Annotated in this window: 21 protein-coding genes; 5 read left to right on the plus strand and 16 right to left on the minus strand. The window is 70.4% G+C overall.

What is annotated here, in order from left to right:
• Positions 1-38 precede the first annotated feature (38 nt).
• The gene (locus ACWPN7_RS26790; RefSeq protein WP_459196228.1) at positions 39-659 is read right to left on the minus strand and encodes a TetR/AcrR family transcriptional regulator; all 621 of its coding nucleotides are present in this window, start codon (positions 657-659) and stop codon (positions 39-41) included.
• Between the two features lie 76 nt (positions 660-735).
• On the opposite strand from ACWPN7_RS26790, the gene ACWPN7_RS26795 reads away from it, so the two are divergent.
• Positions 736-1,959 carry a serine hydrolase domain-containing protein gene (locus ACWPN7_RS26795; protein WP_456510814.1) on the plus strand — a complete coding sequence of 408 codons (1,224 nt, stop codon included), beginning with the start codon at positions 736-738 and terminating at the stop codon, positions 1,957-1,959.
• A 189-nt stretch (positions 1,960-2,148) separates the two neighbouring features.
• A complete protein-coding gene (locus tag ACWPN7_RS26800; protein ID WP_040137717.1) occupies positions 2,149-2,355 on the plus strand; it encodes a hypothetical protein in 207 nt (68 codons plus the stop codon).
• 41 nt (positions 2,356-2,396) lie between these two features.
• Here the strand turns inward: ACWPN7_RS26800 and ACWPN7_RS26805 are convergent, their stop codons facing one another.
• The 11 genes from ACWPN7_RS26805 to dapA all read right to left on the minus strand — a co-directional run bounded on the left by ACWPN7_RS26805 (position 2,397) and on the right by dapA (position 13,993).
• On the minus strand, positions 2,397-3,944 hold the full coding sequence (locus tag ACWPN7_RS26805) for a PepSY-associated TM helix domain-containing protein (RefSeq protein WP_456524454.1): 1,548 nt from the start codon (positions 3,942-3,944) through the stop codon (positions 2,397-2,399).
• On the minus strand, positions 3,941-4,231 hold the full coding sequence (locus tag ACWPN7_RS26810) for a hypothetical protein (protein WP_051658698.1): 291 nt from the start codon (positions 4,229-4,231) through the stop codon (positions 3,941-3,943). The genes ACWPN7_RS26805 and ACWPN7_RS26810 overlap by 4 nt, the downstream gene beginning before the upstream one ends.
• The gene (locus ACWPN7_RS26815) at positions 4,228-6,705 is read right to left on the minus strand and encodes a TonB-dependent siderophore receptor (protein WP_459196229.1); all 2,478 of its coding nucleotides are present in this window, start codon (positions 6,703-6,705) and stop codon (positions 4,228-4,230) included. The genes ACWPN7_RS26810 and ACWPN7_RS26815 overlap by 4 nt, the downstream gene beginning before the upstream one ends.
• 174 nt (positions 6,706-6,879) lie before the next feature.
• Positions 6,880-7,902 carry a FecR family protein gene (locus ACWPN7_RS26820; RefSeq protein ID WP_459196230.1) on the minus strand — a complete coding sequence of 341 codons (1,023 nt, stop codon included), beginning with the start codon at positions 7,900-7,902 and terminating at the stop codon, positions 6,880-6,882.
• Positions 7,899-8,474, minus strand: a complete 576-nt coding sequence (locus ACWPN7_RS26825; RefSeq protein ID WP_407824724.1) for an RNA polymerase sigma factor — start codon at positions 8,472-8,474, stop codon at positions 7,899-7,901. The genes ACWPN7_RS26820 and ACWPN7_RS26825 overlap by 4 nt, the downstream gene beginning before the upstream one ends.
• Positions 8,475-8,692: 218 nt before the next feature.
• Entirely contained in the window at positions 8,693-9,109 is a 417-nt protein-coding gene (locus ACWPN7_RS26830; protein WP_040137713.1) for a DUF3830 family protein, read from the minus strand.
• Between the two features lie 96 nt (positions 9,110-9,205).
• Entirely contained in the window at positions 9,206-10,630 is a 1,425-nt protein-coding gene (gene hydA / locus ACWPN7_RS26835; protein WP_040137712.1) for a dihydropyrimidinase, read from the minus strand.
• 145 nt (positions 10,631-10,775) lie between these two features.
• Positions 10,776-11,459 (minus strand): GntR family transcriptional regulator, encoded by a 684-nt coding sequence (locus ACWPN7_RS26840; RefSeq protein WP_459196231.1) that lies wholly within the window; start codon positions 11,457-11,459, stop codon positions 10,776-10,778.
• Between the two features lie 10 nt (positions 11,460-11,469).
• Positions 11,470-12,165: an amino acid ABC transporter permease gene (locus ACWPN7_RS26845; RefSeq protein ID WP_094305872.1), complete on the minus strand. Its 696-nt coding sequence runs from the start codon at positions 12,163-12,165 to the stop codon at positions 11,470-11,472.
• 72 nt (positions 12,166-12,237) lie between these two features.
• Positions 12,238-13,065: an ABC transporter substrate-binding protein gene (locus ACWPN7_RS26850; RefSeq protein WP_040137710.1), complete on the minus strand. Its 828-nt coding sequence runs from the start codon at positions 13,063-13,065 to the stop codon at positions 12,238-12,240.
• 34 nt (positions 13,066-13,099) lie between these two features.
• The gene (gene dapA, locus ACWPN7_RS26855) at positions 13,100-13,993 is read right to left on the minus strand and encodes a 4-hydroxy-tetrahydrodipicolinate synthase (RefSeq protein WP_040137709.1); all 894 of its coding nucleotides are present in this window, start codon (positions 13,991-13,993) and stop codon (positions 13,100-13,102) included.
• A gap of 139 nt (positions 13,994-14,132) precedes the next feature.
• Here dapA and ACWPN7_RS26860 point away from each other — a divergent pair, with 139 nt between their 5' ends.
• The 3 genes from ACWPN7_RS26860 to ACWPN7_RS26870 all read left to right on the plus strand — a co-directional run bounded on the left by ACWPN7_RS26860 (position 14,133) and on the right by ACWPN7_RS26870 (position 18,668).
• Complete coding sequence (locus tag ACWPN7_RS26860) at positions 14,133-17,087, plus strand: FAD-dependent oxidoreductase (protein WP_459196232.1); 2,955 nt, start codon at positions 14,133-14,135, stop codon at positions 17,085-17,087.
• Positions 17,088-17,149: 62 nt separating this feature from the next.
• Positions 17,150-17,878 carry an amino acid ABC transporter ATP-binding protein gene (locus ACWPN7_RS26865; protein ID WP_407824727.1) on the plus strand — a complete coding sequence of 243 codons (729 nt, stop codon included), beginning with the start codon at positions 17,150-17,152 and terminating at the stop codon, positions 17,876-17,878.
• Positions 17,879-17,990: 112 nt separating this feature from the next.
• Positions 17,991-18,668 carry a GntR family transcriptional regulator gene (locus ACWPN7_RS26870; protein WP_081863413.1) on the plus strand — a complete coding sequence of 226 codons (678 nt, stop codon included), beginning with the start codon at positions 17,991-17,993 and terminating at the stop codon, positions 18,666-18,668.
• 6 nt (positions 18,669-18,674) lie between these two features.
• Here ACWPN7_RS26870 and xylB read toward each other — a convergent pair whose 3' ends face one another.
• Genes xylB through ACWPN7_RS26890 form a run of 4 tightly spaced genes read right to left on the minus strand, consistent with a single transcriptional unit; the run spans position 18,675 to position 23,742 of the window.
• Entirely contained in the window at positions 18,675-20,150 is a 1,476-nt protein-coding gene (xylB, locus tag ACWPN7_RS26875; RefSeq protein ID WP_459196233.1) for a xylulokinase, read from the minus strand.
• Positions 20,151-20,178: 28 nt separating this feature from the next.
• Positions 20,179-21,486 carry a xylose isomerase gene (gene xylA / locus ACWPN7_RS26880; RefSeq protein WP_459196234.1) on the minus strand — a complete coding sequence of 436 codons (1,308 nt, stop codon included), beginning with the start codon at positions 21,484-21,486 and terminating at the stop codon, positions 20,179-20,181.
• An 11-nt stretch (positions 21,487-21,497) separates the two neighbouring features.
• Complete coding sequence (locus tag ACWPN7_RS26885; protein ID WP_459196235.1) at positions 21,498-22,673, minus strand: Gfo/Idh/MocA family protein; 1,176 nt, start codon at positions 22,671-22,673, stop codon at positions 21,498-21,500.
• Positions 22,674-22,686: 13 nt separating this feature from the next.
• On the minus strand, positions 22,687-23,742 hold the full coding sequence (locus ACWPN7_RS26890; protein ID WP_459196236.1) for a sugar phosphate isomerase/epimerase family protein: 1,056 nt from the start codon (positions 23,740-23,742) through the stop codon (positions 22,687-22,689).
• Positions 23,743-23,752 lie beyond the last annotated feature (10 nt).

A 23,752-nucleotide genomic window follows, 5' to 3' on the forward strand; every position in this document is an offset into this window, starting at 1 on the left:
GTGGTGGCGCCGAAATGCCGTGTGGATGTCGAGAAACGCTACGCGCGATGCCGCTCGATCTCGGCAACGGCATGGTCGGAAAGCGCTGACAGGGCCTCGGTGGGGGCGCCGTCCTGCGCCTGCACGGACATGCCCTGGATCATCGCACCGACGAAGCGCGCGAGGGAGGCCGCATTGGTCTCCCCCTTCAACTGCCCTTCGGAGATGCCGCGCTCGATGCGCGCCCGGATGAGGTTGATCGTCGCGGTGCGCAGGCCGGCAACATGACGCGCCACGGGGGCGTTTTCCGTCGCGCAGGTCAGCACGGCCGTTGAAACCATGCAGCCATGCGGGCGGTCGCGTCTGGTGAAGTCCCGGGCCGAGTCCCGAAGGACCCGCGTCAGCGCGACCACGGCATCGCCCTCTTCCAGGGCCGCCGCCGTCGAAGCGCCGACGGTGGCCTGATACCACTCCAGCGCTTCGCGATAGAGATCGGCCTTCGAGGCAAAGGCGGCGTAAAGACTTTGCGGCGTGATGCCCATCGCCGCCGTCAGATCGGCGATGGAGGCGCCTTCATAGCCCAGCCGCCAGAAGGTGTCCGCGGCTTTGGCCAGCGCCTCGTCCCGGTCGAAGGCGCGCGGGCGGCCGCGCGGTCGCGGCGTCGGCGCGTTATTTTTCATAACGGTCACTCTGGAAATAGTCCCCGGACTGCGTTATTCAGGAGTGATCGCTCCATATATACGGGGTTTCACCGGCATGCGCATCCCCCTTGTCGCCGCTGCACTCGCCATCGCCAGTTCAGCCGTCGCCAGTCCGGCCTTCACCAGTCCGGCCTTGGCCCAACCGGCCAACGACCCCGCGATGGAGGCCCGTCTCGATCCGGTGATCGACAGAGCGCTGTCCGAGAAGCGGATTGTCGGTGCGGTCGTCCTGGTCGCGAAGGACGGCAGGATCGTCTATCACCGCGCCGCCGGTCATGCCGACCGGGAAGCCGGCGTCAAAATGCGTGAGGACGCGATCTTCCGCCTGGCCTCCGTCACCAAGCCGTTTGTGACCGCGGCCGCCATGCGGCTTGTCGAGGACGGACGGCTGGACCTCGACGCGCCCGTCACACGCTGGCTGCCGGATTTCCGCCCCGCCTTGCCGGACGGCTCGATCCCGGCGATCACCATACGCCAGCTGCTGACCCACACATCGGGGCTGGGCTACGGCTTCCTCGAACCGGCGGACGGGCCGTATCACAAGCTGAACGTCTCGGACGGGCTCGACCAGCCGGGGCTTTCGCTGGCCGAGAACCTGACCCGCCTGTCGGCCGCTCCGTTGAATTTTGCGCCCGGCACAGGCTGGCGATATTCCCTCGGCATCGATGTGCTCGGCGGCGTTCTGGAAAAGGTCGAAGGGCGGAGCCTTTCCGACATCGTCCGCGACGACGTGACGGCGCCGCTCGGCATCGACGACACCGGCTTCTCGGTGCGCGACGTCTCCCGGCTTGCCAGAGCTTATGCGGACGGCAACCCGGAGCCGGTGGCGATGGCGGACGGGCAGGCCGTTCCGTTGATGGGGCTTGCCGCGACCTTCGCGCCGTCCCGGATTCTCGACCCCAAGTCCTACCCGTCGGGTGGTGCGGGCATGGCAGGGACGGCGCCGGATGTTCTTCGCTTTCTCGAAGCGATCCGCACCGGCGGTTCGCCGATCCTCAAACCCGAGACGGTCGCGCTGATGACCAGCGATCAGGTCGGCACGACGGCGAAGACGCAGGGGCCGGGGTGGGGCTTCGGCTATGGCTGGGCGGTTCTGGACGATCCGGCGCGGACGGGCACGCCGCAGGCCGCCGGGACGCTGCAATGGGGGGGCGCCTACGGACACTCCTGGTTCATCGATCGCCAGAACGGCCTCTCGGTCGTTGCCCTGACGAACACCGCGTTCGAAGGCATGGCCGGGGCGTTTCCGACCGAGGTCAGGAACGCCGTCTACAAGTAGCCCCGGCGCGAGGGGTGGCTGAACCGATCCGGGCGCCCCTCCCGCGTTTCCGGGAGCGCCGGAAACACGCTCCACCCAGGCGCGACGGGGCGCAAAATTTTCGCACCATTAAAGGGTGCAACACCGGCCGTTCTATGATAGGTTTCTATTCCTTGTGCGAGATACTTGTTCATAGAGAGGCTGAAAATTATGACTGTGAACCTTGAAGCCGCCTCAGCCACCCTCCCGGCCGTCATTGTCGAGGCCGTTCGCTTGCATCTGATCGCCGCCGGAGTGATCGCCCCGGACCACCCGTTCGACGCCGGATCGGCCCTGGATGGCGCTGACGAGACCGGCGTCAGCCTGGGGCACATGGCGCAGCAGATCGCCATCTTCGGTGCCGGTCTGTATGATTGAGGCGGCAGAACGTGACGGTCGGGCCGCGCCCTTGTCCGTCGTTACGATGCGGGCGCCGATGCCGATGGCAGCGGCCGGTCGCTGCGCCGGTGCGCCCCGCGGAACCGGCGCCGGGCCAGCAGGGCGAACAGGGCGCCCGTCGCCAGGGCGGTCAGGTCGATGCCGGCCACCCCCCACAGCCCGCGCGCCAGCGTCACCCCGAGATGGGCGTTGCTGGTCAGGGCGTTCATCAGCGGCAGGGCGGCCCACAGCAGAGCCGCCACCGCCAGTTGCTCGCCCCAGGCGCGCTGGACGCCGCGCAGCGCCGGGTGCAGGGCCGTGAGAAACCACGCGGCGAAGAAGGCGAGGGCCTCGAAGGTCTCCCGGCCGGCCAGTCCGGCGGGCAGCAGCCGGTTGGCCCAGAAATAGGCGGCGATGGCGATGGGCAGCCCGACCATCACCGCCAGATTGGCGCCGTCGGCCAGACGCAGTCCGAAGGATGGGGTCGCCTCGCGCTTGCGCCGCTTGATGATCCAATAGACCTGCCCGGTGCCGATCATCGCGGTGCCGGCCAGCCCGCACAGGATCATCGCCAGCCGCAGCGGCGTGTCGGCGAAGCGCATCATGTGCAGGCCGTAGGCGCCGGCCCGCGTCGCGGCGGCTCCGCCCATCCCCTCCCAGACCTCGCGCACCGCGCCGGTCGTGCCGTCGAACAGGATGGCTTCCGGCGTGATCACCACCCGGTCGGAGTCGGTGCGCTTGAGAAGGATGGTGGCGGCGTCGTCGCCCGGGTTGTCGATGACGATCCATCCCGGCCGCCCACCGTCCCACCGCCATGCCGCCTCCGCCAGCAGCGGTTCGATGGCGGTGAGGGGGGCGGCCCGTCCCGCGGCGGCCGGCGGCGGCGGTTCGGCGTAGACCGCCGTGTTGAAGGCCGCCGGCCGGTCGCCGAAGGCCGCCTGCAGGCCCCAGGGCATGTAGAGCAGCATCAGCGGCACCAGCCCGGTCACGGTGATCAGCGCGTGGTAGGGCAGCACGATGATGCCCAAGGCGTTGTGGACATCCATCCACAGCCGCGTGCGCGACCGTCCGGGGCGGAAGGCGAAGAAGTCCCAGAAGACCCGCCGGTGGATGACGAATCCGGTGATCAGCGCCACCAGCAGGGCCACCCCGGCGGCGCCGATCAGGTAACGCCCCACCAGGCCGGGAACGCGCAGGTCGAAGTGGAAGTAGTAGAGGAAGTCGCCGCCAAAGGTCGCCCGCGCCTGCACCGGGCGGCCGTCGTCCGGCTCCAGCCACAGCTTGCGGAAGGCGGGCTGTATCCCGGGCGGGTTGTAGACGTAGACCTGGGTCGCGGTTCGCCGCTCGTCCGGCAGCGTGATCAGCCAGCGGCGGGCCTGCGGCGCCTCGCGCGACAGGGTGGCGATCGCCGCCGCAGCCGCGTCGGGGCTGTTGGTCGCTTCGACCCGCTCGGGCTGCATCCAGCGGGTGATCTCGAAGCGGGCGTAGGCGGTGGTTCCGGTCAGGAAGACGCAGAACAGCAGCCAGCCGACCACCAGCCCGCCCCAATTGTGCAGCCACGTCATCGACAGGCGGAAACTGCCGTTCATACCCCGGTTCCCGTCATGCTTTTCAACAGTGAGACCGCCGCCCAAATTGCCGCCGTCAGGCCGGCGGTCCAGGCCAGGGCGCGCCGGGCGCTGGCCGCGGCGAACACCAGCACCACGGTCAGGACGCAGGGCAGCAGCGCCGCCATGGTGGCGGTCAACACCGCCTCCGCCCGGTCCTGCACGGCCGGCAGCGCCAGGGACAGCGCCGCCGCCGTTCCCGCCGCCAGGGCGTAGCCGCCGCCGACAGCGGTCACGACCCGCAGCGCGATCTCGGTCTTCCGCGTCACCAGGAATACTTCAGCGAGCCGATCACGGTGCGGCGCAGGCCGTAATAGCAGTTGGTCGCCCGCGAGCAGGCCGCGACATACTCCTTGTCGAAGAGGTTGCTGGCGTTGATCGCCGCCTGAATGCCCTGAAGCTGCGGGTTCAGATAGGACAGGTCGTAGCGCAGGGCGGCGTCGACCAACGTGTGCGCCGGCACCTTGAAGCTGTTGGCCGGATCGCCGTAGGTGAAGCCGACGTAGCGCAGGCCGAGCCCGCCGCCCAGGCCGGCCAGCGGGCCGTCCTGCACCGTGTAGTCGCCCCAGGCCGAGGCCGAATGGGTCGGCACGGCGACCGGCCGCTTGCCGCGGTCGGCGCCGTTGCTCTTCGTCACCTCGGCGTCGAGGAAGGTGTAGCTGGCCACCGCGTTCAGCCCGGCGGCGAGGCTGACGCGCGCCTCCGCCTCGAAGCCGCGGGAACGGACCTCGCCGGTCTGGATGTTGTAGTTGGTGTGCAGCGGGTCGGCGGTGGTGACGTTCTGCTGGGTGATGGTGAAGGCCGACAGGGTGAACAGGCTGCCGGAGCCCGGCGGCTCGTACTTCAGCCCGGCCTCGTACTGCTGGCCGGTGGTCGGCTCGAACGGGTTGCCGAAGAAGTCGCTGCCGGACGTCGGCTCGAAGGATTCCGAATAGCTGGCGTAGGGCGCCAAGCCGTTGTCGAACAGGTAGAGCGCGCCGACGCGGCCGGTGAAGGCGTCGTCCTGCTGCGACGTCCGCCCCTGGTTCAGCCGGTTGCGCTGCTGCGTCTCGGCCCAGTCCTTGCGCCCGCCCAGCAGGACGGCGAGCCCGCCCCACCGGATCTGGTCCTGGGCGTAGACGCCGGTCTGAGTGATGCGGGTGGCGGTGCTCTGGTAGATCGGCGGGGTGGCGATCGGCAGCCCGTAGACCGGGTTGAACAGGTCGAGGTTCGGCGCCGCCGCCTGCCCGCGCAGCGTGTCGCTCCTCAGCCGCTGATGGTCGACGCCGGCCAGCACGGTGTGGCGCAGCGGACCGGTGTGGACGGTTACCTGGACCTGGTTGTCAACGGTCAGGTCGTAGGCGCGCTCGCGGGCCGAGAAGGTGGTGCGCCGCGTGGTGCGCTGGTCGGGCAGCAGGCCGGACGCGTAGACCTGCTTGAGGTCGAGGTCGTTGTGCAGGTAGCGGGCGTTCTGCCGCACCGTCCAGCGCTCGTCGAACCGGTGTTCGAAGCGATAGCCGACGCTCATGGTCTTGCGGTCCCAGGTGTTGAAGTTGGGATCGCCCGTGAAGAGCTTGGTCGGCAGCGTGCCGTTGGGGTTGGGCAGCACGGTGCCCTGGGCCGGCAGGTAGTTCAGCGGCGAATCGTCGTAATTGTCGCGCTGGTAGAGGCCGATCAAGGTCAGGCTGGTTTCGTCGGTCGGCCGGATGGTCACCGTCGGGGCGGCGGCCAGCCGGCGGCGCTCCGCGATGTCGGTCTGGGTGTCGCTGTCCAGCGCGACGCCGGCGAACCGGTAGGAGAGCCGGCCGTCGCCGGTCGCGTCGCCGCCGATGTCCAGCGCGGCCTGCTTGCGGCCCTGGTTGCCCGCCTGCAGCAGGATTTCATGCCGGGCGTCGGGGGAGGGCTGCTTGGTCACCATGTTGACCAGACCGCCGGGGCTGGTCTGGCCGAACAGCACCGAGGCCGGGCCCTTCAGCACCTCGACCCGCTCGAACAGGTACGGGTCGATGCCGGAGGTCAGGAAGCCGCTGCCCTTCAGCCGCAGCCCGTCGAGATACTCGTTGAAGGACACGCCGGTGGTGCCGTTGCCGCCGAAGCCGCGCACCGAGATGCCGTCGCCGCCGAAGGAGGAGGAGCCGCCGTTGCGGGCGGTGGTGACGCCGGAGGTGTAGTTCAGGACGTCGGCCAGACTGCGCGCCGCCTGGGCGTCCATCTGGTCGCGGGTGACGACGGAGATCGACTGCGGCGTTTCCAGGATCGGCGTGTCGGTCTTGGTGGCGGTGGCGCTCTGGCGGGCGGCGTAGCCCATGACCGGGCCGGTCGCCCGCTCGCGCGTGCCCTCGACGGTCACCGGGTCCAGCACCGTCTCGCCGGCTTGCTGCCGCGACAGCACGGCGCGGCCGGGGCCGGTCATCTGGTACGACACGCCGGTGCCGGACAGCAGGCGGCGCAGCGCCTCGTCGGCGCTCATGGTTCCTGACACGCCGGGCGAGGACAGGCCGCGCGCGACCTCGGCCGGGAAGCCGACCTCCCAGCCGCTGGCCGCGCTGAAGGCGTTGAGGGCCGTGACCAGCCCCTGCGGAGCGATGTCGAAGCGCTGCCCCGTCACTTGCCCAGACGCTTGGGCCACCTGCCCGCCGGTCTTCGCCGACGCCGCCAGGGCGGTGCTTCCCGCCGCCACACCCAAACCGGCCACCGCCGACGACAGCAACGCCGCCCGCAGCAGGGCCGTCCCCCGACGCCCCCGCGCACCCCGATCCATCATCCCCGCACCCATCGTAACGCATTCCCCATGATCGCGACGTATCGACCGGCCGGAGCGCGCCGCTTGTTGCAATTGCGACGCATTCCTAATGGCCGTGCCGACCTGACGTTCGGGGATCGTGAAAAGCGGAATTTTTTTTTGGAGAGGTTTCGTGGGTCGGAAAAGCCGGTGGACTCAGGGGCGCGGGCGCAGGATCAGCAGGGCGTCGGACACCCGCAGAGTCTCGGCCCGCACGAGCCCGGCCAGGGCCGTCGCCGTCCGCGCCGGATCGTCCAGCCGGTAATTTCCGGTGATCCGGCGGTCGGCGAGGGAGTCGGGAACCAGGATCAGCCCCGGATAATAGCGGTCCAGCTCATCCAGAACCTCGCCCAGGGGGCGGTCCTCGAAGACCAGCCGGCCATCGACCCAGCCGAGCGCCGCGGAGAGGTCGGCGGGGTGCTCCACGCCGACGCCCGACGCCGTGACCACCACCTCCTCGCCCGCACGCAGCCGAACGGCGGGGCCCCCGGGACGCGCGACGTCCACGGTGCCGTGGCGCACCGTTACCGTCACCCGGTCGTCTAGGTAACGGACGGCGAAGGCGGTGCCGACCACGGTCACCACGGCGGGACCGGCCGCGACCCGGAAGGGGCGGGCGGGGTCGGGCGTCACCTCGAAGAAGGCGGCCCCGCGCAGCAACCGGGTCCGCCGCTCGCCCCCCTCGACGTCGGTGGCGAGCGCCGTCCCGGTGTCCATCAGCACCCGCGATCCGTCGGCCAATTGCAGACGCTCCTGCACGCCGGTCGCGGTGCGGTGGTCGGCCTGCAGGCGCAGCGGCAGGTCGGCGGCCAGGCCGAGACCGACCGCCACCAGGAGTCCCGCCGCCCACGCCATCGCCCGGCCCGCCAGCGGCCGGGAACGGCGCGACGGTCGAAGGGAGACCGTCGGCGCGGCTTCGCGCGGCGCCGCGTTAGGAACCGTTGTGGCCACCAGCGCTTCGGTGAGGAGGGGCGAGGCCCACATGTCCTGCGCCAGCGCCCAGGCGCGGGCGTTGCGGGGATCGGCGGCGCACCAGTCGGCGCAGGCCCGCCGGCACTCGTCGCCCGCGTCCTCCGCCTGCAGACGGATGAACCAGTCGAGCGCCTGCTCCAGCGGTAAGGAGGGGTCGGTGTCGTCAGGCATGGGGCCGGGCATGGGGGTCGCGGGTGGTGCCGTCACGGTTTGTCTCTTTGTAAGACGTTCGGGCCGGCGGAAACCCGCAATCCTTCCCGGTCAAGCCGGGCGAACACCTCCAGACAGGCCAGCAGGGCGGCCTTCAGGTCCTTCTGCACGGTGCTGACCGAGACGTCGAGCCGCTCGGCGATCTCCGCGTGGGACAGCCCTTCCATCCGGTTCAGCAGAAGAATGCGGCGCTGCCGCTCGGACAGGGTCGCCAGCGCGGCGTTCATCCGGGCCAGCCGCTGGCGGTCGCCGGCCTGGGTTTCCGGGGAGGGCAGGGGGGCGGCAACCTCCTCCACGCCTTCGACGGTGGTGTCCTGCACGACCACCCCGGCGAGCCTGCGCTCCCGCCGCAGATGGTCGAAGGCCAGATTGCGCGCCGTCTGGAACAGGAAGGGCAGGGGATGATCCACCGGCCGGTCGCGTTCCGCCGCCCTCACCTTGAGATAGGCCTCGTGCGCCAGATCCTCGGCGGTGGCGGCGCTGCCAACCATGCGGGAGAGCAGGCGGACCAGCGTGCTCCGGTGTCCCATGAACAGAGCGTCGAGCGACGGCTTGGCGGTGTCAGCCATGCACCACCGGACCGGGAACCGGTGCTTTCACGCGGTGCGGATCGGGCCTGCGATGCTGATCGGGCATGGCGTCGCCCCGTTGCTCCACGGAAAAGCGGCGTGGCCGCGCCATGACCGGCTCATGGCGGCGGCAATATACTTAGAATGCGTATCATTCGCAATGATATGTTCCGCTGGGGACCCGCCGTGCGCCGGGGCACGGCGGGTCCCGGCGCGCGTCAGCGGGCCAGTTCGAAGCGGATCGGCTGCGCGCCCTGCCACAGGGTGCGCTTGCCGAGTTCGGCCAGATTTTCCAGCCCTTCGGTGATGGTGATGAAGTGGTTGCCGGCGAGCTGGCCCATCTTGCTGGAGAACTGGACGCCGCCGTAGGCCAGCAGGATCTCGGTCTCGCTGATGCCGCCCGGATAGAGGATGATCTGGCCCGGCGCCGGGTGGCTGGTGTGGTTCTCGTAACCGAGGCCGAAATCGGTGTCGCCCAGCGGAATCCACACGCCTTCGCCGCTCCAGCGGACATGGACGATCTGGCCCTCGTAGGGCAGCAGGCTGCGGAACTTGGCGCAGGTCTTCGGCGCTGCCGCCGACTCGAAGCGGGCGCCGAAGGTGAAGGGGCCGGCGGTGATGGTCAGGGCGTCCATGGTGTGGCGGTCCTCATTTCTTGGTTTCTCATAGGCCCCACCCTAAACCCTCTCCGGCCCGGTGGGGGAGGGGCAGGGTGGGGGGAATGTGCTTTCTCAGACCGCGGCCACCTTCGGCCGGGCCAGATCCGGCGTGTCGCAGCGCAGGAAGGCGCCGCGGCCGGGCTGCGCCACGCAGGTGCCGCCCTCCACCACGACTTCGCCGCGCGACAGCACGGTCTCCGGCCAGCCGGTCACCTCCAGCCCCTCGTAGGGGGTGTAGTCGACGTTGTGGTGCAGCATGGCGTTGGTGATGGTGACCTTGCGGTCCGGGTCGTAGATCACGATGTCGGCGTCGGCACCGATGGCGAGGCTGCCCTTGCGCGGGTGCAGGCCGTACATCTTGGCCGGGTTGGTCGAGGACAGCTCGACGAAGCGCTGGAGGCTGATGCGGCCCTTCTTGACGCCTTCCGAGAACAGGATCGGCAGCCGCGTCTCGATGCCTGGCACGCCGTTGGGGATCCAGTTGAAGGGCGTGTTGGCGCCGTGCAGCATCTTGCCCTTGGGGTCCTGGTAGCGGAACGGCGCGTGATCGGACGACACGATGTGGAAGGTGCCGCCGGCCAGCGCGTCCCAGACCGCCGCCTGGTTGGCCTTGTCGCGCGGCGGCGGGCTGCAGATGCACTTGGCCCCCTCCATGCCATGGCCGTGCAGGTCGTGCTCGGTCAGCACCATGTATTGCGGGCAGGTCTCGGCGTAGATGCGCATGCCGCGGCCCTGCGCCCAATGGATCTGCTCGATCGCCTCGCGGCCCGAGACGTGGACGATCAGGATCGGCACGTCGGCCAGTTCGGCCATGGCGATGGCGCGGTGGGTCGCCTCGCGCTCCACCAGCATCGGCCGGGAATCGGCGTGGTAGCGCGGCGCGGTGTGGCCGGCGGCGAGCAGCTTGTCGGTCAGCCAGCCGATGAAGTCGGCGTTCTCGGCGTGGATCATCGCCATGGCGCCGTCGCGCCGGGCGACGCTCAGCAGCTCCAGCACCTGCCGGTCGTTCAGCTTCATGTCGTCGTAGGTCATGTAGATCTTGAACGACGTGTAGCCGTCATGGATCAGCGCCGGCAGGTCCTGGCCGAGAAGCTGGTCGGTCGGATCGCTGACGATGAGGTGGAAGGCGTAGTCGATCACCGCCTTGCCGTCGGCCCGCCGGTGGTAGTCGGTCACCGCGTCGCGCAGCGACTGACCCTTGAACTGGCAGGCGAAGGGGATGACCGTCGTGGTGCCGCCGCAGGCCGCCGAGCGCGTGCCGGTCTCGAAATCGTCGGCCGACTGCGAGCCGTCGCTGGTCGGCTGGTCGAGGTGGCAATGGCCGTCGACGCCGCCGGGCAGCACCAGCTTGCCGGTCGCGTCGATCTCGCGGGCGCCCGGACCGAGCCCGGTGCCGATGGCGGCGATGCGGCCGCCGATCACGCCGAGGTCGGCGGCGAACACGTCGGACGCGGTGGCCAGCGTGCCATGGCGGATCACGGTGTCGAACTGCGGCATGGAACTCTCCCTCGGTCCCGAAGGACGGGTTTTGCGGTTGCTGGTTTATACCGTCGCGACTGCGGCGGCGCGCCCACATGGGCGCGGAAAAGCCTGCGTGGCGTTTGAACGCAATACGACACGCCAATTCATTGGCGTGTCGGTACTACAAAAAATAGCCGCCCGGATTGGCCTCGGCGGCGATGGCGCGGCGGGCGTCGTCCTGGAGGTTGCGCAGATGCGCCAGCATGGCGGCCTTGGCCTCGGCGGCGTCCCGCCGCTCGACCGCCTCCAGCACCGCCCGGTGCTCCGTGTCGATCTCGCCCTTGCGGTGGAAGGCGCTGGAGATGCGGAACAGGCGGGCGACGACGCGCATCCGCGTGATGGTCTCGGCCAGCGTCGCGTTGCCGCTGACGCGGGCGAAGAAGCTGTGGAAATGGTTGTCGTAGAGCCAGTGCTGCATGTCATCCTCGCTGCCGTCCAGCGATTCGAGCCCGCGCCGCAGCTCGGCGAGGTCGGCGTCGCCGACCAGCGGCACCGCCGTCTCGATGGCGTGGCACTCCAGCAGCTCGCGCATCTGCATGCATTCGAAGAACTCGCGGGCCGAGACGACGCGGACGCGGTAGCTGCGCTCGCTGGTGCGTTCCAGCAGCCCCTCGCCGACCAGCCGGACCAGCGCCTCGCGCATCGGCGTGCGCGACACGCTCAGCCGCTCGGCCAGCCGCCCCTCCGGCACCTCGGCGCCGCCGGGGATCTGGCGGCTGAGGATCAGCTCGCGCAGATGCCCGTAGGTCTGGTCGCCGAGGTTGGCGGGCCGGGGGAACAGCGGGTCGGCCGGAGAAGGGGTCATGACCGGAGCCTCACTGGCCGTCGACGATCGCGATGTTGCGGTAGGCGCGGCCGAAATGGCGCTCGATGCGGCGCTGGACGATGTCCCACAGCGAGGTCATCAGCAGGTAGTAGAGGGCGGCCACCGTGAACAGCTCCAGCACCATGAAGCGCTCCTGGATGAGCAGTTGGGTGCTGCGCAGCAGCTCCTCCATCGAGATGACGGAGGTGACCGAGGTCGTCTTCAGCAGCCCGTTCACGCTGTTGCCCAGCGCCGGGATGATGATGCGGATGGCCTGCGGCAGCACGATGTAGACCATCACCTGGGCCGAGTTCAGGCCGAGCGCGCGGCCGGCGTTGCTCTGCCCGGCGGCGACGCCGAGGATGCCGCCGCGGATGATCTCGGCCAGATAGGCGGCCTCGTTGAGGATCAGGCCGATCAGCGCGGATTCCGTCACCGACAGCTTGATGCCGATCTGCGGCAGGCCGGTGTAGATGATGATGAGCTGGACCAGCAGCGGCGTGCCGCGGAACACCCAGATGTAGGCCTGCGCCGCCGCCGATACCCAGCGGTAGGGCGACAGCCGCAGCAGCGCCAGCAGGCAGCCGACCACCAAGCCGCCAGCGATGCCCGCCAGCGTCAGCCACAGGGTCGTGATCGCTCCGCTGAGCAGATACCCGTTGAACAGGTAGTCGAAGAAGCCGTCCCAGTTCCAGCCGCTGGTCATTCCATCAACCTCTCGTTCTTATCCGCTGCGCGGGCGGCGGCCGGGACGAGCCCCGCCGCCGCCCGCACCCACTCACATGCCGGGGCCGTTGACCTTGAAAGCGCCGTCGTTGGGCAGCAGGCCGTACTCCTCCATCAGGGCCTTGTAGGAGCCGTCCTTCTGCATGTCGTTGAGGACGGCCACCACCGCCTCGCTCAGCGGCTTGCTCTTCATCGCCAGGGCGACGGGGGTCGGGAACAGGCCGTGCAGGGCGCGGTCGAAGTCGCCGCGCTTGCTGTATTCGGTCGCCGTCGGGTCGATGGCCACCGACGCCTCGGTCTGGCCGGCGCGCAGCGCCTGATAGGCCGTGGCGAAGTTGTCGAAGGTCTTGATCTCGATCGGCTTCAGACCCTTGGCGACAATCATCTTGTCGAGTTCGCGCAGCTTGCGCTCCTCGAAGCCGCCCAGCTCGACGCCGACCGGGCGGCCCGACAGGTCCTCCGGCTTGGTGATCTTCAGCGGGTTGCCCTTGGACACCGAGATGCTGATCGCCTGGGATTCATAGTTGATCATCGGCATCATCTTGGCCCGCTCCTCGGTCCAGAAGATGCCGGTGTTGATGAGGTCCCAGCGGCCGGCCTGGAGGCCGGGGATCATCGCCGAGAACTCGATGCGGACATATTCCGGGGTCAGGCAGAGCCGCTTGGCGATCTCGTTGCCCAGCGTGATGCGCATTCCCTTCAGCTGGCCGTTGGAGTCGACGAACTGCATCGGCGGCAGGGTCGGGTTGGTCGACATCACCAGCGTGCCGGGCTTGACCAGCTCGGAATCGGCCACCGCCGGCTTGCAGGCGGTTTGGGCAGCGGCCGGCAGCGTGAACAGGGTCAGGCCGGCGGCGATCAGCAGCGTACGAATGGTCATCGTGGTCACCTTCTCTCGTGTTCAGGCGAAGTGATCAGGCGAGGGAGTTGATCAGCCCGTAAGCCGCCAGATCGGCGCGCAGGGCCTCGGCATCGCCCGCCGGCAGCGGCAGGCGCGGCGCGCGCGGGTCGCCCACGGCCAGGCCCATCATGCCCAGCCCGGTCTTCGACGCGGCGACGTAGCGGTGGCCGCCGACCCAGCGGACGATCGGCAGCATCTTCTTGTAGAGCGCCAGCGCCTGGTCCTTGTCGTTGTGGTCGGCCACCAGCTCGAACAGCCGGGCCGAATCGCGCGGGATCAGGTTGGAGCAGACGGCGACCCAGCCCTGGGCGCCGAGCCAGAAGGATTCGTAGCCGAGGATGCCGGCGAACACCGTCATGCGGTCGCCGCACAGCTCGATGATGTCGCGGACCCGCGTCACCTCCAGCGTCGATTCCTTGATGTAGAGCACGTTGTCGATCTCGCTCAGCCGCGCGACGATCGGCGGGGTGAGGTCGACGTTGGCGGTCGCCGGGTTGTTGTAGATCATCACCGGCAGCGAGATCGCCTCGCCGATGCGGCGGTAATGCTCGAACAGCTCGTCGGGGGTGGGGGAGCTGTAATAGGGCGGGATCACCATGATCCCGTCGGCGCCCATCCGCTCCGCTTCCTTGGCGTGGGCGACGGCGTCGCGGGTCCATTCGGCGCCGGTGCCGATCAGCACCGGCACGCGGCCCGCCGACTCCTGCACGCAGATCTCGATGACCTGGGCCCGCTCCTCCGGGGTCATCGACAGGAACTCGCCGGTGCTGCCGAGCGGGATCAGCCCGTGGATGCCCTGCTCGATCTGCCAGTTCACCAGCTTCTTGAGGGCCGGAACGTCCACCGCACCACCGTCGGCGGTGAAGGGGGTGATGAGAACCGTGTAGGTGCCGCGCAATGCCGTCATGGGTTCCCCCAAGCTCCTGCCTAATTTTTGACCTTGCCTAAATACTACTCGTATACTATCTGTATACAGGAATCCAGCGCATTTTGACGCACCCTCGAAATGCCGCTTTCCACCGCAATCCGGACACAGCCGCCCGCCCATGCGCCTCGAACATCCAAGCGTCCGCCGCGACGGCGTCCTCATCGAGATCACCTATGACGGCGAGCGGATTCCCGCGCTGGCGGGGGAGACCGTGGCGGCCGCCCTGGCGGCGCATGGCGTCGCCGCCTACCGCCACACCCGCGACGGCGGGCGGCGCGGCCTCTATTGCGGGATGGGCGCCTGCTTCGAGTGCCTGGTGACGGTGGACGGCAAGGCCAGCCAGCGCGCCTGCCTGACCAAGGTGGCCGAGGGACAGGTCGTCCGTTCGCAGCCGCCGGCCGGCACCGCCGCCGATCCGCTGGCCCCGCTGGTGCCGCCGCCGGATGGCGCGGCGCCGGAGGAGCGGACGCCCGACCTTCTGGTGCTCGGCGCCGGCCCGGCCGGTCTGGCGGCGGCGGAAGCGGCGGCGCGGCGCGGCGCCGACGTGGTCGTGCTCGACGAGCGGCCACAGAGCGGCGGCCAGTATTTCAAGCCGCTGGCCCCGTCGCACCGCGCCGACCGGCCGACCGACCGCCAGTTCCGCGCCGGCCGCGCCCTGGTCGACGCGGCGCGGCTGGCCGGGGCGACGATCGTCCAGGAGGCGACGGTGTGGGGCGCCCACGCCCCCGACGAGGTCGTTGCCGTCGTCGCCGGGCGCGAGACCGTCTTCCGGCCGCGCCGGCTGGTGATCGCCAGCGGCGCCTACGAGCGGCCGGCGCCTTTCGCCGGCTGGACGCTGCCCGGCGTGATGACGACCGGGGCCGGGCAGACCCTGGCGCGCGCCTACCGGGTGGCGCCCGGCCGGCGGGTGGTGATCGCCGGCAACGGTCCGCTGAACCTGCAACTGGCCTGCGAGCTGGTGGAGGGCGGCGTCACGGTGGCCGCCGTGCTGGAAAGCGCGTCGCGCCCGTCGCCCGCCCAGTGGCGCGCCCTGTGGACGACCGTGCGGTCGGCCCCCGGCCTGATCGGCGACGGTGCCCGCTATCTGCTGCGGCTGCGGCGCGCCGGGGTGCCGGTGCTGTGGTCGCATGGGGTTGTCGCCGCAGAGGGCGCGGAGCGTCTGGAGGGAGTGCGCTACGCCCCGCTCGGCGCCGACGGCGCGCCGCGGCTGGGCGAGGCGGTCTCCGTTCCCGCCGACGCGCTGTGCCTGGGCTACGGCTTCATCCCCTCCACCGAGATCGCCCGTGCGCTCGGCTGCGCCCACCGGCTGGTCGACCGCCATCTCGGCTACCTCGCCACCGAGACGGCGGAGGACGGTGCCACCAGCCTGCCCGGCGTCTTCGCGGTCGGCGACGGCGTCGATCTCGGCGGGTCGAAGGTGGCGCAGGCGCGCGGAACCCTTGCCGGGATCGCCGCCGCCACCCAGCTGGGTTTCGCCGACACCGACCCGGAGCAGGGCCGGCGGGCGCGGACCGACCTGCGGCGGGCCGAGGGCTTCCAGGCGGCGCTGTGGTCGATCTACCAGGCGCCGCCGCTGCGCCTCGACGCCGTGCCGGACGAGGCGGTGCTGTGCCGCTGCGAGGAGGTCACCTTCGGGCAGGTCCGCGCCGAGATCGCCGCCGGCCATGACAGCCTCGCCGCGTTGAAGCGCAACACCCGGCTCGGCATGGGCCGCTGCCAGGGCCGCTACTGCGCCGCGACCGCCGCCCTGCTGCTGGAGCAGGCCACCGGCCGGCCGCGCGCCGCCGACCAGTATCTGGCGCCGCGCCTGCCGGCCAAGCCGACGCCGGCCGGCGCCTTCGCCTTCGAGAAGCCGGAATGGGGTGGCCACCAGCGCGCCATCACCCCCAACCTCGCCCGCCCGCTGGAAGACGGCCCGCTGCCCGACCAGGAGGCCGAGATCCTGATCGTCGGCGGCGGCGTGGTCGGCGCCTGCCTCGCCTATTACCTGACCCAGGCCGGCCGCGACGTGCTGGTGGTCGAGCGCGGCGACACCAACCTGCAGGCGTCGGGGGCCAACGCCGGCAGCCTGCACGTTCAGCTGCTGTCCTTCGACTTCGGCGCCAAGGCCGAGGCGGGCGGCGGCCCGGCGGCGGCGACGCTGGCGCTCGGCCCGCGCTCCATCGCGCTGTGGCGCGACCTGGAGCGCGCCTGCGGCGCCGACTTCGAGCTGGCTGTCACCGGCGGCCTGATGGTCGCCGACAGCCCGGCCGGCATGGACTTCCTGCGCGCCAAGGCGGCGCTGGAGCGGCGGTACGGCGTCGAGAACGCCATCATCGACGCGGCCGAGCTGCGCCGCCTCGCCCCCGCCTTGTCGGAGGAGCTGGTCGGCGCCGAATACGCCCCGCAGGAGGGCAAGATCAACCCGCTGCGCGCCACCTACGCCGTGCTGGAGCAGGCGCGCCGCCAGGGCGCCCGCTTCCTGCGCGGGGTCAACGTCACCGGCATCGCCGCGGCGCCCGCGGTGGAGGGTGGCGGCTGGCGGGTAGAGACCCCGCGCTGCCGCATCCGCGCCAAGCAGATCATCAACGCCAGCGGCCCCTGGGCGCGCGAGACCGGGCGGCTGGTCGGCATCGACGTGCCGGTGCACAGCGCGCCCTTGCAGATGATCGTCACCGAGCCGGCGCCCAAGCTGGTCAGCCAGCTCGTCGCCCACGCCGACCGCCATCTCAGCCTGAAGCAGGCGGTCACCGGCGGGCTGATCATCGGCGGCGCCTGGACCGCCGTCTTCGACCCGGCGCGCCGCTTCAACACGGTGTCGCGCTCCAGCATCGAGGGCAACCTGTGGGTCGCCCGCCATGTGCTGCCGCAGATCGCCGGGCTGCATGTGGTGCGCGCCTGGGCGGCGATGAACATCAACATCGACGGCGCGCCGATCATCGGCCCGGTGCCCGGCCTGCCCGGCTTCTTCAACACGGTGACGTCGAACGGCTACACGCTGGCCCCGGTCGTCGCCCGCATGACCGCCGACCTGCTGCTGGACGGCCGCACTGACATCGACCCGACGCCCTTCCTGCTCGACCGGTTCCGCTGAGCGCCCCTTCCCATCCAACGCCCGGCGCCGCAGCGGCGCCGCCCATCCGCAAGAGAAGCCGCATGATCGCCATCGAGAACGTCAGCAAGCACTACGGCACCTTCCAGGTCCTGAAGAACTGCACGACCACCGTGCGGAAGGGGGAGGTCGTGGTGGTCTGCGGCCCCTCCGGCTCGGGAAAGTCGACGCTGATCAAGTGCGTCAACGGGCTGGAGCCCTTCCAGTCCGGCCGCATCCAGGTGGACGGCATCGACGTCGGCGGGCGGAGCACCAACATGACGGCGCTGCGCGCCCGCGTCGGCATGGTGTTCCAGAATTTCGAGCTGTTCCCCCACCTGACCATCATGCAGAACCTGACCCTGTCGCAGCGCAAGGTGCTGGGCCGCGCGACGGCGGAGGCCGAGGCCAAGGGCGAGGCGCTGCTGACGCGGGTCGGGCTGGGCAATCAGGCGCACAAGTTCCCCGGCCAGCTCTCCGGCGGTCAACAGCAGCGCGTCGCCATCGCCCGCGCGCTGGCGATGGACCCGATCGCCATCCTGTTCGACGAGCCGACCTCGGCGCTCGACCCGGAGATGATCAACGAGGTGCTCGACGTCATGGTCGAACTGGCCAACGAGGGCATGACGATGATCTGCGTCACCCATGAGATGGGCTTCGCCCGCAAGGTCGCCCACCGGGTGATCTTCATGGACCATGGCAGCATCATCGAGGACTGCACCAAGGCCGAATTCTTCGAAACCCAGCGCTCGGAGCGCGCCACCCAGTTCCTCGCCAAGATCCTGCAACACTGAGGAGAGCGTCGCGCCGCATCCCGCCATCCGGACGGATCGTCGAGAAGCTTTGCAGGACAACGATTCGTCTGCTTTGTTAGGAAGAAATCAGCGTCAGGTGGCAGGACTTGGTATGAGCACGGACATGGACGGCCCGAAAACCGCGAGCCCGGCAACCGCCGGCGTGAATCTGGCGAGCATGGCCTACCGGACCATCCTGGAGATGATCCTCGACCGCCGCATCCCCAGCGGCGAGGTGATCGTCGAGGACCGGCTGGCCACCGCGCTCAGCATCTCGCGCACGCCGATCCGCGAGGCGCTGGTCCGGCTGGCCAGCGAGGGGCTGATCCGCAAGGAGTTCAACCGCCCCTACCGGGTGCGCGAGGTCTCCAACCGCGAATATTTCCAGAGCATGCGCCTGCGCGAGATCCTGGAGGGGGAGGCGATCGCCGCCGCCGCGTCGCGGATCGACCCGGTCCGCCTGCAGGCGGTGAAGGCCGAGATGCTGCGGCTGCGCGACGAGCCCAAGATCCGCTTCGAGGACCATTGGGCGGCCGACGAGGAGCTGCACACCCTGATCGCCGAGGCGTCCGGCAACGCCGTGCTGGCGCAGATCATCCGCGACCTGCGGGTGACCACCCGCCTGTTCGAGCTGTCCGGCCTGCCGTCGCGCATCCGTCCCGACTGCGACGAGCATCTCGACGTCATCTCTGCCCTGGAGACCGGCGACCCGGCGCAGGCGCGCGCCGCCATGGAGGGGCACATCCGCAGCCTCGCCAAGGACGTGCTCGGCGAGATCGCCAAGAGCTGAGAAGCGTCAGGCCCCGTCGGCCTCGCGGAAGGCCGCGCTGAGGTCGCCGTAGAGGCGGCGGAACAGGCGGCGGCGCGGTGCCAAGGCAGCGGCCAGGGCCGGGTCCGGCTCCACGGTGTGGCGGATCTCCAGGGGTCGGCACACGGTTTCCGGGTCCTCGCCCGTCACGGCGAGGCGCGCCAGACGGGCCGCCCCGAAGGCCGGTCCGACCTCGCCCCCCGCCGGGTAGTCGAGCGGCCGGCCGAGCGCGCTGGCCAGAATGCGGCCCCACAGGGCGCTGCGCGCGCCGCCGCCGATCACCAGGAACCGCTCGACGCGCCCGCCGGCCTCTTCCAGGGCGTCCAGCCCGTCGGCGAAGGCGAAGGCCACGCCCTCCAGCACCGCGCGGGCGAGCGCCCCGCGGTCGGTGTCGTGGGTCAGGCCGAAGAAAACACCCTTGGCGTGCGGGTCGTTGTGCGGCGTGCGCTCCCCCGACAGGTAAGGCAGGAAGACCGGGGCGCTGGAGTCGCCGCCATACGCTTCGGCCTCGCGCAGCAGCGCCGCCTCGTCCGCGGCGCCGGTCAGGCGGGCGGCGAAGGACAGGCAGCTTGCCGCGCTCAGCATCACCGACATCTGGTGCCAGCGGCCGGGCAGGGCGTGGCAGAAGGCGTGCACCCCGCGCTCGGGATTGGGGGCGAAGCGGTCGCCGCTGACGAACAGCACGCCCGAGGTGCCCAGCGACAGGAAGGCGCTGCCCGGCGCCACCACCCCGACCCCCACGGCACCGGCGGCGTTGTCGCCGGCCCCGGCCGCCACCACGGTTCCCGGCGGAACACCCCAGTCGGCGGCGACCTCCGCCCGCAATGTGCCGGTGGGCTGGCACCCTTCGTACAGTTTCGGCATGTGCGCCTCGCCGAGCCCCGTGGCGGCCAGCAGCTCGTCCGACCACGCGCGCCGGCCGACGTCCAGCCACAGCGTGCCGGCGGAATCCGACAGGTCCGATGCGTGGTCGCCGGTCATGCGCAGGCGCAGCCAGTCCTTGGGCAGCAGCACCTTGGCGACCTCCTTGAACCGCTTCGGCTCGTGCGCCGCGACCCACAGCAGCTTGGGCGCGGTGAAGCCGGGCATGGCGCGGTTGCCGGCGATGGCGCGCAGGTTGGGGGCGCGGCGCTCCAGCTCCGCGCATTCGGCGCCGCTGCGCCCGTCGTTCCACAGGATGGCCGGGCGCAGCACGCGGTCCTGCCGGTCGAGCAGGGTCGCCCCGTGCATCTGCCCCGACAGCCCGATCCCCCGCACCGCCGCCATCGCGGCGGGATAAGCGGCGCGCAGGCCGGCGACGGCGCGCCCGGTGGCGGCCCACCAGTCCTCCGGGTCCTGCTCCGACCACAGCGGGTGCGGGCGGCTGACCTCCAACGGCGCGGTGGACTGGCCGACGAGGCGTTGCGCCGCGTCGACCAGCACCGCCTTGACGCCGGACGTCCCCAGGTCGATGCCGAGATACATGGGCCCTCCCCCCAATCAGCCGGCAGCCTCAGACGAGGCGGTTCACCAGATTCTCCAGCATCTCCTGCCGGCCTGACCGTGGCCGGGGATCGAGACCGAGGCCGGCGTCCGCCGCGCCGGCCAGATCCAGCCCACCGAGGAGCTTTTGGCCGAGATCACCGTTCCAGCCGGCGTAGCGCTCCGCGCGCAGGTGGTGCAGCCGGCCGTCCTCGACGAGGCGCGCCCCGGCCAGCAGCGCGCGGGCCAGCGTGTCGATGCCGCCGACATGGGCGTGCAGAAGGTCGTCCGGCTCGATGCTCTGGCGCCGGATCTTGGCGTCGAAATTGAAGCCGCCGGTGGTGAATCCACCAGTCTCCAGGATGCGCGCCATGGGCAGTGCCAGCTCCACATGGTCGTTGGGGAACTGGTCGGTGTCCCAGCCGTTCTGCGGGTCGCCCCGGTTCATGTCGATGGAGCCGAAGACGCCCAGCGCCAGCGCCGTCGCCACCTCGTGCTCGAAGCTGTGGCCGGCCAGGGTGGCGTGGTTCACCTCGATGTTGACGGCGACCTCCGTCTCCAGCCCGTAGCGCTTCAGGAAGCCGTAGACCGTCGCCACATCGTGGTCGTACTGGTGCTTGGTCGGCTCCATGGGCTTGGGCTCGATCAGGATGGTGCCGGTGAAGCCGATCTTGTGCTTGTGCTCGACCACCATCGTCAGGAAGCGGCCGAGCTGGTCCAGCTCGCGCGCCATGTCGGTGTTGAGCAGCGTGTCGTAGCCCTCGCGCCCGCCCCACAGCACGTAATTGACGCCGCCCAGCCGGTGCGTCGCCTCCAGCGCGTCGCGCACCTGGGCCGCGGCGCAGGCAAAGACTTCCGGGTCGGGGTTGGTGGCCGCGCCAGCCATGTAGCGGGGGTGGGAGAACAGGTTGGCGGTGCCCCACAGCAGCTTGACGCCGCTGCGCTCGATGCAGCCCTGCAACCGCTCGGTCAGGCGGGCGAAGGTGGCCTGGGTTTCCCGCAGCGAGCCCATCTCGGGCGCCACGTCGCGGTCGTGGAAGGTGAAGAAGGGCGCGCCGAGCTTTTCGAACAGCTCGAACGCCACGTCCATCTTCGCCTCGGCCAGCGCCACCGGATCGCCGCTGCCCATCCAGGGCCGGTCCAGCGTGCCGCCGCCGAAGGGATCGGAGCCGGGCCAGCAGAAGCTGTGCCAGTAGCAGACGGCGACGCGCAGGTGATCGGCCATGCGCCGGCCCAGGACCATGCGGTCGGGGTCGTACCAGCGGTAGGCGAGCGGGGTGTCGCTGTCCGGCCCCTCGTAGCGGATGCGCTCGACGCCGGTGAAATAGGCTTCGGTCATGGCAAATCCTTTCAAATCTCGACCCAGGCGGCGTCCCGGCGGCTCGATTCCACGGCGGCGTGGATGAAGCGCACGCCGCGCACGCCGTCCCGGACGGTGGGGACGAGGGCCGCCTGCTCACCGGCGGCGGCACCGCCCATGCGGGCGACGATCAGGTCGGCGGTGTCGCGGTAGATCTGGGCGAAGCCTTCCAGATAGCCTTCGGGATGGCCTGACGGGATGCGCGTGGCGTGCGCCGCCGCCCCGTCCGATCCGGGGCCGCCGCGGGTGATGGTGCGCGGCGGCTCGCCGAGCGGGCTGAAGCGCAGGTGGTTCGGTTGCTCCTGGAACCACTCCAGCCCGCCCTTGTCGCCGTAGACGCGCAGGCGCAGCCCATTCTCATGGCCGGGCGCCACTTGGCTGGCCCATAGCATGCCCCGCGCGCCGTTGCCGAAGCGCAGCATCATGTGCGCGTTGTCGTCGAGCCGGCGGCCCTCCACGAAGGCCGTCAGGTCGGCGGCGAGCCGCGTGCAGCGCAGGCCGGTGACGAACTCCGCCAGCTGGAAGGCGTGGGTGCCGATGTCGCCGACGCAGCCGGCGATGCCGCTGCGCGCCGGGTCGGTCCGCCATTCCGCCTGCTTCTGCCCGCTCTCTTCCAGCCGGGTGCTCAGCCAGTCCTGCGGGTATTCGACCTGAACGACGCGGAGGGCGCCCAGGTCACCGGCCGCCACCATGGCGCGGGCCTGCCGCACCATCGGGTAGCCGGTGTAGTTGTGGGTCAGCGCGAAGACGAGGCCGCTGCGCTCCACCGCCGCCGCCAGATCTTCCGCGTCCTCCACCGTGGTGGTCAGCGGCTTGTCGCAGATGACGTGGATGCCCGCCTCCAGGAACGCCTTGGCGGCGTCGTGGTGCAGGTGGTTGGGCGTGACGATGCTGACCACGTCGATGCCGTCGTCGCGCACCGCCTCGGCCCGCGCCATCTCCGCGAAGCTGGCGTAGCAGCGCTCCGGCGGCAGGAACAGGTCGGCGCCGCTGGCCCGTGCCCGCTCCGGATCGGAGGACAGCGCCCCGGCCCGCAGCTCGTAACGGTCGTCGAGGCGGGCGGCGATGCGGTGCACCGCCCCGATGAAGGCGCCCCGCCCGCCGCCGACCATGCCCAGGCGCAGCCGGCGGTTCGGCCCGGAGGCCGTCTTCCCTTCGATGGTCATGATCTCCTCCCGCTCAGCCGATGCCGAGCATGCGCCGGTTGCCCGCCTCGTCAGTGCCGGCCCCGGCGAAGTCGTCGAAGGCTTTTTCGGTCACCCGGATGATGTGCGCGTCGATGAATTGCGCGCCTTCGGCGGCCCCCTGCTCTGGGTGCTTCATGGCGCATTCCCACTCCAGCACCGCCCAGCCATCGAAGCCGTACTGGGTCAGCTTGGAGAAGATGCCGCCGAAATCGACCTGTCCATCGCCGAGCGAGCGGAAGCGCCCGGCCCGGCCGATCCAGGGCTGGTAGCCGGAATAGACGCCCTGGCGTGGGGACGGGTTGAACTCCGCGTCCTTGACGTGGAACATCTTGATCCGCTCGTGATAGACGTCGATGTAGCCGAGATAGTCGAGCTGCTGCAGCACGAAGTGGCTGGGGTCGTAGAGGATGTTGCAGCGCGGATGGTTGCCGACGCGCTCCAGGAACATTTCGAAGGTGGCTCCGTCGAACAGGTCCTCGCCGGGATGGATCTCGTAGCAGAGGTCCACCCCCGCCGCGTCGAAGGCGTCGAGGATCGGCCGCCAGCGCCGCGCCAGCTCGTCGAAGGCGGTTTCGATCAGCCCCGCCGGGCGCTGCGGCCAGGGGTAGACGTAGGGCCAGGCCAGCGCGCCGGAGAAAGTGACGTGTGCCGTCAGCCCCAGGTTGGCCGAGGCCTTGGCCGCCATCAGCAGCTGGTTGACCGCCCATTCCTGCCGGGCCTTCGGGTTGCCGCGCACCTCCGGTGCGGCGAAGCCGTCGAACGCCTCGTCATAGGCCGGGTGCACGGCGACGAGCTGCCCCTGGAGATGGGTGGACAGCTCGGTGATCTGCACGCCGGCCTCGGCCAGCACGCCCTTCACCTCGTCGCAATAGCCCTTGCTCTCGGCGGCCCGGGCGAGGTCGAACAGGCGGCCGTCCCAGGACGGAATCTGCACGCCCTTGAAGCCCAGCCCGGCGGCCCAGGCGCCGATGGCCGGTAGGCTGTTGAACGGCGCCGCGTCCCCCGCGAACTGCGCGAGGAAGATCGCCGGCCCCTTGATCGTCTTCATGGCGGGTTTC

This window comes from Azospirillum sp. UENF 312511 (genome assembly GCF_058780635.1).